The sequence below is a fragment of the Streptomyces sp. NPDC059455 genome (genome assembly GCF_042750115.1).
GTDB classification, from domain to species: domain Bacteria; phylum Actinomycetota; class Actinomycetes; order Streptomycetales; family Streptomycetaceae; genus Streptomyces; species Streptomyces endocoffeicus.
Window position 1 is genome coordinate 1 of sequence record NZ_JBHYVB010000273.1, and the last position, 12,576, is coordinate 12,576.

Here is a 12,576-nt window from a genome sequence, read left to right on the forward strand (position 1 = left end):
GCACCCCTGCCCGGCCGAACGGAAGCGACAAGGGGAGCTTGCCCGGCCCCCAACTCCACCAATCAGAACAATACTTAGCCACGACAATCTACTAGTGCCGCATCAGGCAACGTTCGCCCTGTCGACGACGGCGCGTAGACGTCGGTCGTCGGCGTGGCGGTTTCGCCAGATGATGTAGCGGCGGATCATGCTGCCCTGTTCTTTGTGGCTGGCGTGGTCGGTGCCGTCGAGGGTGAAGTAGCGCAGGGCGGTGAACTGGGCTTCGATCCTGTTGAGCCATAAGCTGTTGGTGGGGGTGCAGGCGATCTCGACGTTGTTCGCCGTGGCCCAGGTGCCGACGCGCCGGCACTTCTTCGTGGTCAGGTGCGGGGAGAAGTTGTCGCAGACGATTGCGATCCGCACCGTCGGTGGGTAGAGGGTGCGGAGGTAGCGGCAGAACTCCAGGAACTGGGTGCGTTTCTTGATCGGCTTGATGTGGCCGTAGAGCTTGTCCTTGGCCAGATCGAGGGCTGCGAACAGGTGTCGCACTCCGCCGTAGCGGTTGTAGGTCGCCCGCCGACGACGGCGGGGTTCGCGGGCGGGGTCTTTGTGCTTGCCGCCGCGCTCGGCCCACTGCCGGCCGGGGTGGGGCATCTGGTTGAGCGGGCCGAACTCGTCCAGGCAGAAGACGACGTCGGGCTCACCTGCCTCGGGTATGACCTCGCCGTCGGCGATCGCGTAGAGGTGTTCGACGCGGGCCTTCTTAGCTGCGTAGTCCGGGTCGCGGGAGGTCTTCCAGGTCTTCAGGCGTTGAAAGGAGACGCCTTCCTCGCGGAGCAGGATGCGCAGGCCCTCGTGGCTGATGTCGTCGACCACCCCCTCAGCGACCAGGAAGTCCGCAAGCTTGGTCAGGCTCCAGGTCGAGAACGGCAGGTCGTGCTCGGCCGGCTTCGACTTCGCGATCTTCTTGATCTCCCGTCGCTCGGGCAGCGTGAACATCCTGGGCCGGCCGCCGGAGTACTTCGGATACAGAGACCCGAAGCCGTCGGCGTTGAAGTTGTGGATCACGTCCCGTACCCGGTCGGGGCTGGTGAACGACACCTCGGCGATCCGCGCCACCGGCATGCCCTGCGCGGACAGCAGCACCATCTGCGCACACCGCCAGGTCACCACCGAACCCGTGCCTCTGCGGATGATCCGCAACAGGCGCCGCCCCTCGTCGCCACCGATCTCGCGAACCTGTACTGGTTCTGCCACCCGCACAGCCTGGCAATACCGCGTCGTCCGGACCAGCGTCCGGACGACGTGTCACGTCCCCTCAGGGCGCAATGACAAACTCCAGGGTCGCTTGCGCGAGGTCGGTGAGGAACTGAGCATGGTCGAAGCCCTCGGTTTCGACCATGCCCGGCGGAGGCGTATTCATGAAGCTGAAGTGACCGGCCCCCGGCACGACGCGAAGGTCGACCTGGGCCGATGCGCCCTTCAGGCGGACGGCCTGCTCGACGGGCGTGACGGTGTCCAGCTCCCCCGCGTAGACGAGCATCGGTGCTGTTACGGCGTCCAAGGCCCCCGGCGCTGCAAACCAGCCGGCCGCGGGCGCGTACAAGACGAGACGGCCGACGCGTGGCTCGCGTGGGACATCCAGCAGCCTGCCGTCCCGTCCCCAGGGCGTCGCACCGGCGAGACAGAGGCCAGCCCATCCGCCGATCGAGTGGCCGACCACCACAACAGACGCGTCCTCAGGCGCCCACCGGTGAAGCGCCTCGACCAACCCGGCCGGGCGGGCAAGAAGCTCAGCGGTGGTCGCCTCTCGGGCGACGAAACGCTCGAAGCAGGGCGCAATGACCTGGCAGTCATGGGCTGCCAAGTGCTCCAAGAGGGGCCGGTAACGCTCCGGGTCGCCGCCTGCTCCAGCCGCGAAGAGAACGACACGCTCACGGTTCGTAGGACCAAGTGTCAGTGCCTGCATCTCGTTCCTTCACCACAATGCCGTTCCCCGGAGCCGGCCCGCGGGTCACGCCTCGCTCATTTACGGCCCCAGGTTAGCGCGCCGCAGATCGCGGCATTCGAACGGCTCGCGTTGCGTCAGCAGGGGCAAACGTTGCCTGATACGGCACTAGCGTTGGTGTGTCGTGGACAGCCTGCGTGTGCTTGACGGTCGGCCTTTCGGGGGCCCGGATGCTCACGCAGGAGGAAGACGTGGACGCTCACGCTCTGCGTCGCCAGGGATGGACGATCTCGGCGATCGCCCGGCATCTGGGCCGCGATCGCCAGACGATCCGGGACTACCTGAACGGGAAGACGGTGCCGGGCGAGCGTCGCCAGGCGCCGGATGCGTTCGTACCGTTCCTGGACTATTGCAGGCAGCGGATGGCCGATGATCCTCACCTGTGGGCGACCACGCTATTCGACGAGGTGCGCGAGCTCGGCTATCAGGGCGGCTACTCGACGTTCACCCGGGCTCTTCGTCGGTTTGAGGTGCGGCCGCGCTGCGAGCCGTGCCACGGAGCCAAGGGCCGCGACGTCGCGGTCATCACCCACCCGCCGGGCGAGGAGATCCAGTTCGACTGGCTCGAGTTGCCCACTCCTCCAGAGCAGTGGGGCGTTGGAGAACACGCGCATCTCCTGGTCGGGGCCTTGTCCCATTCGGGCCGGTGGCGGGCCCAGCTCGCGGAGCGCGAGGACTTCCCCCACCTGGTCCAGGCCCTCGATCAGGTGGTGCGCAAGCTGGGCGGGACCGCGCGCCGGTGGCGGTTCGACCGCATGTCGACCGTCTGCTATCCGTCCAGCGGGCAGGTCACCGTCACGTCAACCGGCAGGGCAACCGACCCTCAGTCTCGCGCTCTTGCTCGTCATCACCCTCAGATGCTTCAGGGGCGCAACGAAATGACGGGAAGAGCATCACTGACGACAATCAAAGAGCCCCATCACCGCTCACTCAGGCACGTAATGAGCTCGACCAACTGGTCGACCGGGTCCGCCATGGCCGCGAGACCATCGTGATCAGCGACCACGGCGATGCTCCTGCGGCGGCCCTGACCCCCGTCGGCGAACTCGCGGAGCTGCGGCGCCTGCAGGAGGAAGCCGACATCGCTGAAGCCGATCACCGCAAGGCCGAGGGCGGACCGGTAGTGACACATGACGCATTCATGGACGATGTGGAGGCCGGTGACGCGCAGTCAGCCGCTTCGTGACCCATGCGATGGTGCGGCAGCATCAGGCCACTGCGCGCTCGGGTGACTGCCCCAACTCGACCTCCAGAGCGCCAAGAAATGCGCTGCCGCGGTGTGCTCGACAATGTTTCCCCGCCCACGCAGACCCTCCAGACGTAGGCCATGACGGGACTTCCCCGCCGGGCCAGCCGGGGCCGAGGACCGGGCTCACTGCCATCGCGGAACAACCGGTCCGGCAGATCCGGGGATCTGACCTGATTACCACTCACCAGGTTGTTCTGTATATGTCATACATATCTCCTGTTCTCACTGAATAAAGGGGAGGGACCATGAAAAGGCTCAGAGCCGGGGTGACCACGCTCGCGGTGGCCGGAGCGCTGCTCACGGGCACGACCGTGGCCGCCAGCGCCGCTGACCGGGAGACCACAGCAACGTGTGAATACCCCTACGTGTGTTTCATCAAGAACGGCAACATCATCGGACACTTCCAGGACGTGACATCGGGCTGGCAGGCACTTCCGTCCAAGCCGACGGCACCGATCACCGTCGTGAACACCCGCCACGACGACGTGGCATACATCCGGTGGGTGGGTGGCACAACGGCATGCCTCGTGCCGCAGAGCACGTTCACCGTCACCGGCGGCCAGCTCGATGCGGTACGCATCTCGAGCTCAGCCACCTGCTGACCCCAGATACCCTCTGAGACGGCCTCCGCCCGCACTGGGCCGAGGCCGTCATGTCATGCCGACGGACTGCGTCCTCAACGCGACATGCCAGGCTAGGCGATGTCAGAGGCACAGCCGCGTTCCGGCGGCGGTCACTGCGGTGGCGTCGTCGGACGAGCTGAGCCGGATCGCGTCCAGCACGGCCCTCCAGAACGTGCGCCCCGTCTCCCAGCGCGGCGACGTGAGCAGCGCTGGCCGGGGAACGACTGATCAGCACTTCGGCCCAGCCGTATGGCAGAACAGCAACTCCGGGCTGGTGGTGGCGTCGGGCCGCAGCAAGTCGCTCACATCGCCAGCGAACACAATCCGCCCGCCGGCGGTACGCGGCAGTGGCATGGCGGCCAGTAGCTGGCGCAGGCGGTGCGGCTCCAGCCAGCCGTGATTGACCACGCCGTACACCGCCCCATCCCCCACGCCGATGCTCAACCTATGAGCGCCAACTCGGCCAGCGACGTGACCGGGCCGTCCGAGCACAGCACGGCATCGGTGACCACGAAGAGCGCATCCGCGCACCGGCGGCACATCCTCGAACCGGACACTCCACCCAGCCCCCGACGCCACCCAACGGCGCCGTACGCCATCGACGAAGTCCCGGTCGAAGGCGCTAAGCAGGGGATCGCCGTACGCGTGTACCGGTTTCCCCACCGTCTCCCCAGGCAGCCAGAAGAGGCTCTGACCTGCGCAAAAGCGGCTGGCTCCCTGGGGATTCTCGCGATACGGATGCTTTCAGGCGGCCCAGCCGATGGAGGAGACATGGGTGTAGGCGTCCCAGTCGGTACCGAGGGTGCTTTGGATGATGTCGTCCCAGACGGCTTCGAGTTCCTGCGTGTCTTCGGCGATCCAGGCGTCGACGGCACGGTCCCATACGGCGCCGCGTACGTTGATGTTGCGGGTCTCCAGATCGCGCTGGTGTCTGTGCTGGACGCGGGACTGGTCGACGGGGTCGATCTCCATGCGGGTTCCGCGGCCGCGGTTGCCGAGCCGGCGCTTGAGGTCGGCGACGACGTTGCGCCGGCGCAGGTCCCAGTACGCGGCGTCCAGGCGGGCGAGGTTGGCCTTGTTGGGGGTCTGTTCCCCGGCCAGCCAGGCGATGAGGGTGCGGGGGCGGACGTGGATGCCCGCACGGTCCATGGCCTCGTAGCCGGCGTCGCCGACGGTGAGGTAGCGCAGGCGGGCGGCCAGACCACGCTCGGAGGTAACGGGGGACTCGATGCCGGTGACCATCCGGTCGATGCCCTCGGCCAGGGCCACTCCCCCGTGGACACCCCGGGCGCGGAAGGCGCCGAGGTCCCTCCACCGGCCGCTGGTACCGGCCATCAGCGGGCCGCCGTGCCGATGGTGTACTCACCGGACGCCCTGGCGTCGCTGTGCTTGATCTTCATCTGGGCGACGCCCCGTCCCTCGGGGAAGACCTGCCGCCAGTCGCCGGTGACGTGCAGCTCGTCGGTGCCCAGCATGGCGATGACATCCAGACCGGCCTGGTGGGCCTTGTATGCCTTGCCCCAGAGGTTGGCATACGCCTGGCTGTGGATGATGTGCATCCAGTCCGGGCGCACCATCTCGCGGTTATGAACCGACTCGCCCATCGTGGAGATGAACTTCGAATACATCGCCTTGATGTATTCCAGAGTGATGGTGTCGTCCTCGGCGATGGCCGTCTCCCGCGTGGCGGTGAGCGTCTTTCGCAGGGCGTCCAGGAAGTTCTCGGTGGCGCCGGACGTCCACGATTCGTGGATGACTGGCGGGTCGAGAAGCCCGTGCTTCGGCCCGGATAGGCGCAGTAGGAGGCGCAGGGTGGCGTTGGTGACCCATACGGGGCCGGGTTGGTCGCGGTCGCCGAGGGGGTCGGGGAGGTGGGGGTGGTGCCAGGGTGAGGGGGTGATCAGGTGGACTCCGGAGCGCTTGGGGTCCACGCCGTCCGTGCCGGTGGAGTGTTCCAGTTTCCCGATCGGGAGCCAGGCTTTGAGGGCGGAGAGGTAGGCGGCGTTGACGTCCAGGGCGGTGACCGCGATGCTCCCAGGGCTTTTGAGGGAGTAGTGGGGGTGGTGGAAGTTGGGGCGGGCCTCCCAGATCTGGTCCGGTTCCTTCTTCGAGGGCTTCTTGAGGATGTCGGGCAGGGCCGGGTATGCGGTGTAGGTGTAGCGGGCGGTGGCCCGGGTTTCGTCGAACAGGCGCATGACGTCCGGGATGGCGCGCTTGACCAGGGCCTTCATGGCGGCGTCGGCGTCGCCTTCGGCGCGTTCCAGCTCTTCGTGCACGGCTTGGCCGATGAGGCCAGCGGTCTCCGCCTGGGCGCGGGCCGCGGACTTCGCCCGGCGCTGCGGCCGCGAGGGCACCGGCGCCGGAGCCGGTGACGGCGCAGCGGTCGGAGCGGGCGCGGGCGTGGCGGCAGCCTGAGGCGGCGCCGCGGCGGCTGGGGGCTGGCACATGGCACCCGGGTGCAGGGAACGGCCGTCCGTGGCCTTGTAGGGCGTCGTGGCTCCGCAGCGGAGGCAGGGGCCGGGCTCGCCTTGCACGGCCAGCCCGTCGGGGCCCCGCGCGGTCTCAGGTGCTGCGGGCGCTGGAGTCACGCCCGGGGCGGTTGTCTCAGCGGGCGCCTCGGCCGGGGCAGTCGCGGGGTGGAGCTCGGCGAGGCCCTCCAGCAGTCGCAGGTACTTCAAGCGCCCCGGGGGCTGCGGATCGGTGGTGCCCTCCTCCCAGTTGGCGACCGTCTGCCGACCGACACCCACCGCCGCCGCCACCTGGGCACGGGAGAGACCGGCCGCCTGCCGCAGCCGCAGACGCTCAGCAGGCTCCGGCATACGCGCCATCAGTCGCGCTTCCTCCAGCAACGCCTCCACACTGTCGAATTGCTCATCGCTCATACCTCAAGGCTACAGATATTAGGCATGTAGTGGGGACATGATTAGGCAGTTGCTAGGCATCTGCTTGCGCAATTCGGTGGTCTGGATCCGGGGATCGTCATGCGGGAGCAGGTCGGCGGGCCTGGAGCGTGGCAGGGCGCTCAGAGGACGGTGCCGTGCAGGGCGCGGCGGTCGCCGGTGAGGGCGTAGCGGTGGGCCGCGAGGCCGTGGTCCAGGGGCTCGCCGATCTCCTCACACAGCAGGGCGAGGAGATCGGCGGCCTGGTCCTCGGAGAGTCAGCCGGGGGCGACTTCGAGCATCAGCTCGCCAACGGCGAAGACATCGACGGCGATTTGGTCAACGGTCCGGCATAGTTCCGCGACGGCCGGATCTGTCGGCGGCGCGGCGGGGACCGGCGGTGCGATCCGTACGTCGCGGACGGCCTGCCGGACGACGGCCCGCACGGCCTGCGCTCGCGCACATAATCGAGCGCGGCTGCGTCGGACGGGCCGGTGACTCGCGTGCGAGACGTCTCGGTGCCGGCGGCGACGGCGCCGTGGATTGCGGTCAGGGAGCGGGCGACGTCCAGGAGCCGGTATGCCTGCGCGCGGCTGATGGCGAACTCCGCGTCGCAGTACGCGGCCCAGGATTCGTAACCGAGCGGGAGCCATACCCGGGCAGCGTGTGCATCGTGGACCCGCGTGGCGAGGACGGTGACCGTGCGCCGGACGTCGTCCATCGCTTCCCGTAGCCCGGCTGTCATCGCGTGGGCTCGCGCAGCGGTCAGTGGCCGCTGCGCCTGTCGGGCGACCACGCCCTGGTCCTCATCCTGCTGACCCATGTCTCCATGGTCCTGCGCGGCCGCGGGCCGGGCCAGGGCGCGGGTGAGGCTCTGTCTCGGCCTCACCGATCGCTGCGTCTGCCTGGCGAAGTGGGGGTTTGCGATCTCACTGGGGGCGCGCGGAGGGCGGCAGGGCCATGTCCAGGAGGCGGTTGATGGTGTTGCGGTCGAGGCTGCTGTCGAAGTGGAGGGACTGGCGGAGGGTGGCGCCGACCTGGGCAGGGTCCAGGTCCAGGCGGACGCGAGCTTCAAGACAGACCTCACCGAGGAGGCTCGCGGTGCTGCTGGGGCGGTGCTGGATGTACCAGGTGAGGAGTTTCACCGTGCTGGCCGGGAAGGGCGTGAGATCGTCTGTGCTGGTCTTGGTCCTTCGCCTGAGGTCTTCGGTGAGGTGACCGACGATGACAGCGGTCAGCACGTCGTGCACAGCGCTGTGGGGAATGAAGCCGTGGTCGTGCCCGTACATAAGGCTGGATGCCGCCGTCCATGCGAGCTCGTCGGCGGCTTGCCGGGCCAGGTCGCCCTTCAGGTAGGGCTTGGTGCGCTTGCCGCGGGGTTCGGTCAGGCCTTCATGGAAAAGTTTGCGGAGCCGGTTGTGATCGGCCACGAGGCCGGCGGGCTGGGTGGTGTCGTAGACGGTGGTATCCGACAGCAGAGCTTCGGGGCCGTTCTTCTGGTGGTAATTCTCGGCCCAGTCCCGTGCGACCGGGCTGGGACCACCGCATCTGGCCGCCGGATCCCTCCTGCGGTTCGGGGAGGTCTTTGGCCCCGCCGTACCGCAGGTCGGGCATGTCCTCCATGGGTACTGCCGCGATCTTCGCCAGTCCGGTCATGTCCACCCAGCTCTCGGTTTCCAGCTCGGGTGCATGGAAGTCGATGACGCAGTCCTCCAGAGGCCGCGCGTCGGGCTGGGAGGCGTGGTGTTGAGCCCATAGGGCCAGGTGGTCTGACCAGTTGGGTACCGGGGCGTCGGGCGCGGTGAAGCTGGCGATCTTCGCGATGCCGGCGTTCTGGGCGTTGCTGGGTGCCTTCAGCAGGTCGGCCGCGGTGATCGTCACCTGCTTGTCCACGGGCCGGGGGTCGTACCGCTCGAAAGCCTTGTCCAGCACCTGTCCGGGGCGGTGCCAGCGTTCGCCGTTCCACCAGTAGCCGCCGTGCCGGTAGAGGAAGCCCCCCGGCTCGAACATCCAGGCGTGGTGCAGGTCGCTCAGGTCACGATCGTGGATGAGGAGGACGGTGCGGCCGTGGACCGGGTGGTGGTACACCGCCCAGGCGAAGGACGGGTTCTTGGGCTCGGTGGTGAACGCCACCCAGCCTCCGTTTCGCGTGCGGTCGGTCCTGCCCCACAGGCCCTCCCCTTGGTTCCGGCCGGTCCGCTCGATCGCGTCGGGGTTGTCCAGAGGAAGCCGGCCGTCGTTGACGAAGGGAAGCCCCGGGGTGGGGTGGTCGGTCCTGGTGCCATTGGCCACCGGATGAACGCTGTGCATGACAATTCCCCCCTGTGTTCTCTTGTGATGGTCGGCCAGATTGGGGAACGCTAGCCCGCCGACCAGCCGGATATGCATCCAAATCAAGCCCAGATTGCGCGTGACGTCCGGCCGCCCGCGGCCACCGCCGCAACGCCTCGCCCCACAATGCGCCGCCCCGGCCGGCCCCGACAACATCAGGTACTGAGGTTTCGCCGACACCGCTGGATGCGCGTTGGAACTTACATCTCATGCCGGTGTTTCGGGGTTGGTGAGGCGTGGAGCCTGCGATGAGAGTGGTCGGCGTAAGACCGCAGGAGCTTGATCTCCTCGCCGATGCGAAGGGGCTGGGGCTGCCTGCTACGCGTCGCCTGGTCACGAGTTGGACCGGAGCCGGGTTGCTGTGCAGTCCTGCCTTCCAGAAGAACACACGACACGGCAGTGCTGGGCGCCTCTACCGGCCTGCCCAACGTCAGCTCTTCATCATCCTGTTACGGTTGCGTCTTTGGAGGTGGTGTACCAGGTTCCGCCTGATCCGGGGGTTTTCCTCGGCGTCGGGGTGAGGGCCCGGATAGACAGACGGCCATCGGCTGATCCTTCGAGAACGACGAAGATCTTGAAGGAGATCAGCACGATGACCGCACCTGACAGTGTGCCTCTGCACGCCCTGACCGAGGACAATCTCGCTTCGGCGAGTCCGGATCTGCTCCGCGCGATGATCAAAACATTCGCCGACGCCCTGATGTCCGCCGAGGCCGATGCCGTATGCGGGGCCGAGTACGGCCAGGTCAGCGACTCGGCTGCTTTGCGCAGCCGCTTGTTGTAGCCGGGTTGCTGCGGCAGGTACAGGAAGAGATGGCACAGGTGGGCCCGGGCATACCGGAGCCACCTGGCGGCGCCGGATCCCGTTCAGCGCCTTCGAGATCTTCTGCCGCCTGGTGGTGCCCGAACCGCAGCTGGTACGAGCGCTCGGCAGCGGGCTGATCGCCGTCAGCCCCATGCGGACGTCGCGCATCATCCAGGACCACGTCAACGCCAGCCACCTCCAGCGCGGCGCCGAGCGGCCTGAGCTGCGCGGATGATGTATCGGCACCCGCGGGGAAGCGCTCATCCCAACAGCTCCCCGAGCACGGACGAGGCGAGGTCGAGTTCCAAGTCGTGCGCGGGCTCGCGGTCGTGGCGGTGCACGTCCACGGCCAGCAGGTGCCCGGAGACCGGGCAGGCCCAGCTCGTCACGGTGAGATCCGGGTGCAGACTGGAGACGACCTGGTCGGGCAGTTGCGGCGCGAACCGCGCCGCGTCCTCGCGCCACCGCGTCGAGCCCTGTGCCGCTCGAAAAGTCATCGCTGCATGTCATGCCGCGTATCTGTACTCGTTGATGAGGCCGCCGAGGATCCGGGTGCGTAGGACTACGCCGGTGCTGATGCCATGCGCCGCGGCGGGTTGTTCGTGGGCGTCGGGTGGTGGCTGGTTGCGGGCCTGGTGGGGTCGGTGTTCGTTGTAGTGCTGTTCGTAGGCCGCGAGGACGTGGCGGGCGTGGACCTCGTTCATGATGAGGACGTGGTCGAGGGCTTCGCGTCGGATGCTGCCGATGATGCGTTCGCAGTGTGCGTTCATGCGGGGAGCCAGCGGCGCACTTGTGAGGATGTCCATCTCCTCGGCTGCAAAGACGGCGTCGAACGCTTCACCGTACTTGCCATCGCGGTCGCGTAACAAGAAGTACAGGGAATCGATGCGTATGCCCAGGGCGGCGGTGAGATTCCGCGCCTGCTGCACCACCCAGTCGCGTGTCGGGCGGGCGGTGACCCCGGTGATGTGCAGCCGCCGGGTGCCGTGCTCGAGGAACACCAGCGCGTACAACCGCCTGCCGAGGACGGTGTCGATGTGAAAGAAGTCTGCCGCGATGATGCCCTCGGCTTGCGCGGTCAGGAACTCGCGCCAGGTGCGGCCTGAGCGACGTGGAGCAGGGTCGATACCGGCCGCGTGGAGAATCTCCCACACCGTCGAGGCAGCGATCCGATACCCGAGTTGGGCAAGTTCCCCTTGGATTCGCCGGTGCCCCACGTCGGGTTCTCCCTGGCCAGCCGTATGACGAGCTTCTTGATCGCTGCCGGGGTGGGTGGGCGTCCGGTGCCCCGGCGCGCGGTGTAGTCCCACTTTGCGGCGATGAATCTGCGGTGCCAGGCAAGCAGGGTGCCGGGGGTGACAGGGAAGATCTTGAGCCAGTGGTGCTGGGGTATCAGCCCGGACAGGGCTGCGAACCAGAACCGGTCGGCGGGCTCATAACGGACCGGTCCGGCCAACTGGCGGCGCAGGACCGCGTTCTCGTGCCGCAGCACCAGCAGTTCCGCGTCCTTCGCCATCCCGCGACGGAGGAGCACCGATGGAACAGTCAGCAGCTTCCGGGTCACGTTGTACAGCAAGGACACGATCACGGAGGACATGATCCCAGGGGGCTGACCGCATCCAGCTCACCTTCGGCGATGACTTTTCGAGCGGCACAGGGCCTGGCTGCCCTCCTTATGACGGCCGCCTCGGCCTCAGCCGCATATCTCCCTCCCAGCTCTGCCTGGAGGTTTCGCGCCGGAGCATGCCGTGCTCGCCGGCCGCCTGGCCGAGCCGCCGTGGCAGGCGCGCGGCGAGAAAGTCGATGAGCCGGCTCACCCGCTGCGGAATGTGGGCGTCGTCCGCGATCAGGGCGTAGATGTCAGCTGGTGGCGTGGGCACGTCCGCCAGCACGCGCACGAGCGCCCGGCGCTCAAGGTGAGGCCCGACGTGCTATTGCGAGCGCATGATGATGCCTCGGCCCTCCAGGCCCCAGCCGGTCACCACGTCTCCGCCGTTGCTGGAGAGGCTGCCGTGGACCCGCAGGTGCCGGGTGCCGTCCGTGTCGCCGAACCGCCAGAGCTCGAAGTCGCTCTCGTTTGCCCGGGTCACGTCCGCTGGAGTGGTGTATCGACGGCCACTCGGTGATCCGTTGTTGAGGCTATGCAGTGAGTTCGGTGGGCAGGTCGGGTTCGTCGGTTTCTGACTCGATCGGGTGGAGGCGGGCTTTGGCGAGAAGTTCGCGGCCCATGTAGCGGCGGGCTTCGGTCCATTCATCGTTCTGCTCGGCCAGTACGGCTCCGATCAGACGGATCACGGCGGTCCGGTCGGGGAAGATCCCCACGACGTCGGTGCGCCGGCGGATCTCCTTGTTCAAACGCTCCTGGGGATTGTTGGACCAGATCTGCCGCCAGATCTCGTAGGGGAAGGCAGTGAACGCCAGCAGGTCGTGCTGGGCGGCGTCCAGGTGCTCGGCGGCCTTGGGAAACTTGGCTTCCAGCGCGTCCAGGACGTGTTTCATCTGGGCGTGGACAGCGTCGGTGCCGGGTTGTTCGAAGACGGTCCGCAGCAGGGTGGCCACCCACGGCTGGGCGGTTTTGGGCACCTGGGAGAGCAGGCTGCGGGCGTAGTGAAGCCGTAAAGAATCAAGGTGCTGCTTTACAGGTGTGGGCTCGTTGTCAGGGTATGGCGGTTCCGGAGGAGATCTGTTCCCAACTCCAGTGC

Annotated in this window: 16 protein-coding genes and 3 pseudogenes; 6 read left to right on the forward strand and 13 right to left on the reverse strand. The window is 67.5% G+C overall.

The window, feature by feature from the left end:
* Window positions 1-102 precede the first annotated feature (102 nt).
* Complete coding sequence (locus ACFXB5_RS48525; RefSeq protein WP_385221153.1) at window positions 103-1,236, reverse strand: IS630 family transposase; 1,134 nt, start codon at window positions 1,234-1,236, stop codon at window positions 103-105.
* 61 nt (window positions 1,237-1,297) lie between these two features.
* The gene (locus ACFXB5_RS48530) at window positions 1,298-1,948 is read right to left on the reverse strand and encodes an alpha/beta hydrolase family protein (RefSeq protein WP_385221156.1); all 651 of its coding nucleotides are present in this window, start codon (window positions 1,946-1,948) and stop codon (window positions 1,298-1,300) included.
* A 209-nt stretch (window positions 1,949-2,157) separates the two neighbouring features.
* Here ACFXB5_RS48530 and ACFXB5_RS48535 point away from each other — a divergent pair, with 209 nt between their 5' ends.
* From ACFXB5_RS48535 to ACFXB5_RS48545, 3 genes are all read left to right on the forward strand, one after another.
* A complete protein-coding gene (locus tag ACFXB5_RS48535) occupies window positions 2,158-2,982 on the forward strand; it encodes a hypothetical protein (RefSeq protein WP_385221193.1) in 825 nt (274 codons plus the stop codon).
* Window positions 2,943-3,173, forward strand: coding sequence for a type II toxin-antitoxin system prevent-host-death family antitoxin (locus tag ACFXB5_RS48540; protein WP_385221190.1), 231 nt, complete (start codon window positions 2,943-2,945; stop codon window positions 3,171-3,173). The genes ACFXB5_RS48535 and ACFXB5_RS48540 overlap by 40 nt, the downstream gene beginning before the upstream one ends.
* A 329-nt stretch (window positions 3,174-3,502) precedes the next feature.
* Window positions 3,503-3,838 carry a hypothetical protein gene (locus tag ACFXB5_RS48545; RefSeq protein WP_253209189.1) on the forward strand — a complete coding sequence of 112 codons (336 nt, stop codon included), beginning with the start codon at window positions 3,503-3,505 and terminating at the stop codon, window positions 3,836-3,838.
* Between the two features lie 249 nt (window positions 3,839-4,087).
* Here the strand turns inward: ACFXB5_RS48545 and ACFXB5_RS48550 are convergent, their stop codons facing one another.
* The 3 genes from ACFXB5_RS48550 to ACFXB5_RS48560 all read right to left on the reverse strand — a co-directional run bounded on the left by ACFXB5_RS48550 (window position 4,088) and on the right by ACFXB5_RS48560 (window position 6,741).
* Window positions 4,088-4,303 carry a transposase gene (locus ACFXB5_RS48550; protein ID WP_385221159.1) on the reverse strand — a complete coding sequence of 72 codons (216 nt, stop codon included), beginning with the start codon at window positions 4,301-4,303 and terminating at the stop codon, window positions 4,088-4,090.
* Between the two features lie 300 nt (window positions 4,304-4,603).
* Entirely contained in the window at window positions 4,604-5,194 is a 591-nt protein-coding gene (locus tag ACFXB5_RS48555) for a transcriptional regulator (protein WP_385221162.1), read from the reverse strand.
* Window positions 5,194-6,741: a helix-turn-helix domain-containing protein gene (locus ACFXB5_RS48560; protein WP_385221165.1), complete on the reverse strand. Its 1,548-nt coding sequence runs from the start codon at window positions 6,739-6,741 to the stop codon at window positions 5,194-5,196. Before ACFXB5_RS48560 ends, ACFXB5_RS48555 begins: the two co-directional genes overlap by 1 nt.
* 128 nt (window positions 6,742-6,869) lie before the next feature.
* Between ACFXB5_RS48560 and ACFXB5_RS48565 the strand changes: the two genes are divergently transcribed.
* Entirely contained in the window at window positions 6,870-7,094 is a 225-nt protein-coding gene (locus ACFXB5_RS48565) for a hypothetical protein (protein WP_385221168.1), read from the forward strand.
* Window positions 7,095-7,667: 573 nt separating this feature from the next.
* On the opposite strand, the gene ACFXB5_RS48570 is transcribed toward ACFXB5_RS48565, so the two are convergent.
* Together ACFXB5_RS48570 and ACFXB5_RS48575 are read right to left on the reverse strand one after the other, a co-directional pair.
* Window positions 7,668-8,168, reverse strand: coding sequence for a hypothetical protein (locus tag ACFXB5_RS48570; RefSeq protein WP_385221171.1), 501 nt, complete (start codon window positions 8,166-8,168; stop codon window positions 7,668-7,670).
* Window positions 8,131-9,048 carry a hypothetical protein gene (locus tag ACFXB5_RS48575; RefSeq protein WP_385221174.1) on the reverse strand — a complete coding sequence of 306 codons (918 nt, stop codon included), beginning with the start codon at window positions 9,046-9,048 and terminating at the stop codon, window positions 8,131-8,133. The genes ACFXB5_RS48570 and ACFXB5_RS48575 overlap by 38 nt, the downstream gene beginning before the upstream one ends.
* 613 nt (window positions 9,049-9,661) lie before the next feature.
* Here ACFXB5_RS48575 and ACFXB5_RS48580 point away from each other — a divergent pair.
* A complete protein-coding gene (locus tag ACFXB5_RS48580; RefSeq protein ID WP_385221177.1) occupies window positions 9,662-9,853 on the forward strand; it encodes a transposase in 192 nt (63 codons plus the stop codon).
* Here the strand turns inward: ACFXB5_RS48580 and ACFXB5_RS48585 are convergent.
* Window positions 9,823-9,921: pseudogene (locus ACFXB5_RS48585) on the reverse strand (IS982 family transposase); the annotation flags it as partial. The gene ACFXB5_RS48580 and the pseudogene ACFXB5_RS48585 overlap by 31 nt on opposite strands.
* Before the next feature lie 47 nt (window positions 9,922-9,968).
* On the opposite strand from ACFXB5_RS48585, the gene ACFXB5_RS48590 reads away from it, so the two are divergent.
* On the forward strand, window positions 9,969-10,109 hold the full coding sequence (locus tag ACFXB5_RS48590; RefSeq protein WP_385221179.1) for a hypothetical protein: 141 nt from the start codon (window positions 9,969-9,971) through the stop codon (window positions 10,107-10,109).
* 25 nt (window positions 10,110-10,134) lie between these two features.
* Here the strand turns inward: ACFXB5_RS48590 and ACFXB5_RS48595 are convergent, their stop codons facing one another.
* The 5 genes and pseudogenes from ACFXB5_RS48595 to ACFXB5_RS48615 all read right to left on the reverse strand — a co-directional run.
* Window positions 10,135-10,371, reverse strand: coding sequence for a hypothetical protein (locus ACFXB5_RS48595; protein WP_385221182.1), 237 nt, complete (start codon window positions 10,369-10,371; stop codon window positions 10,135-10,137).
* 9 nt (window positions 10,372-10,380) lie between these two features.
* Window positions 10,381-11,462: pseudogene (locus ACFXB5_RS48600) on the reverse strand (integrase core domain-containing protein).
* Between the two features lie 85 nt (window positions 11,463-11,547).
* On the reverse strand, window positions 11,548-11,754 hold the full coding sequence (locus ACFXB5_RS48605; protein ID WP_385221185.1) for a hypothetical protein: 207 nt from the start codon (window positions 11,752-11,754) through the stop codon (window positions 11,548-11,550).
* 51 nt (window positions 11,755-11,805) lie between these two features.
* The gene (locus tag ACFXB5_RS48610; RefSeq protein ID WP_385221187.1) at window positions 11,806-11,964 is read right to left on the reverse strand and encodes a hypothetical protein; all 159 of its coding nucleotides are present in this window, start codon (window positions 11,962-11,964) and stop codon (window positions 11,806-11,808) included.
* Between the two features lie 49 nt (window positions 11,965-12,013).
* Window positions 12,014-12,490: pseudogene (locus ACFXB5_RS48615) on the reverse strand (transposase); the annotation flags it as partial.
* Window positions 12,491-12,576: the final 86 nt, after the last annotated feature.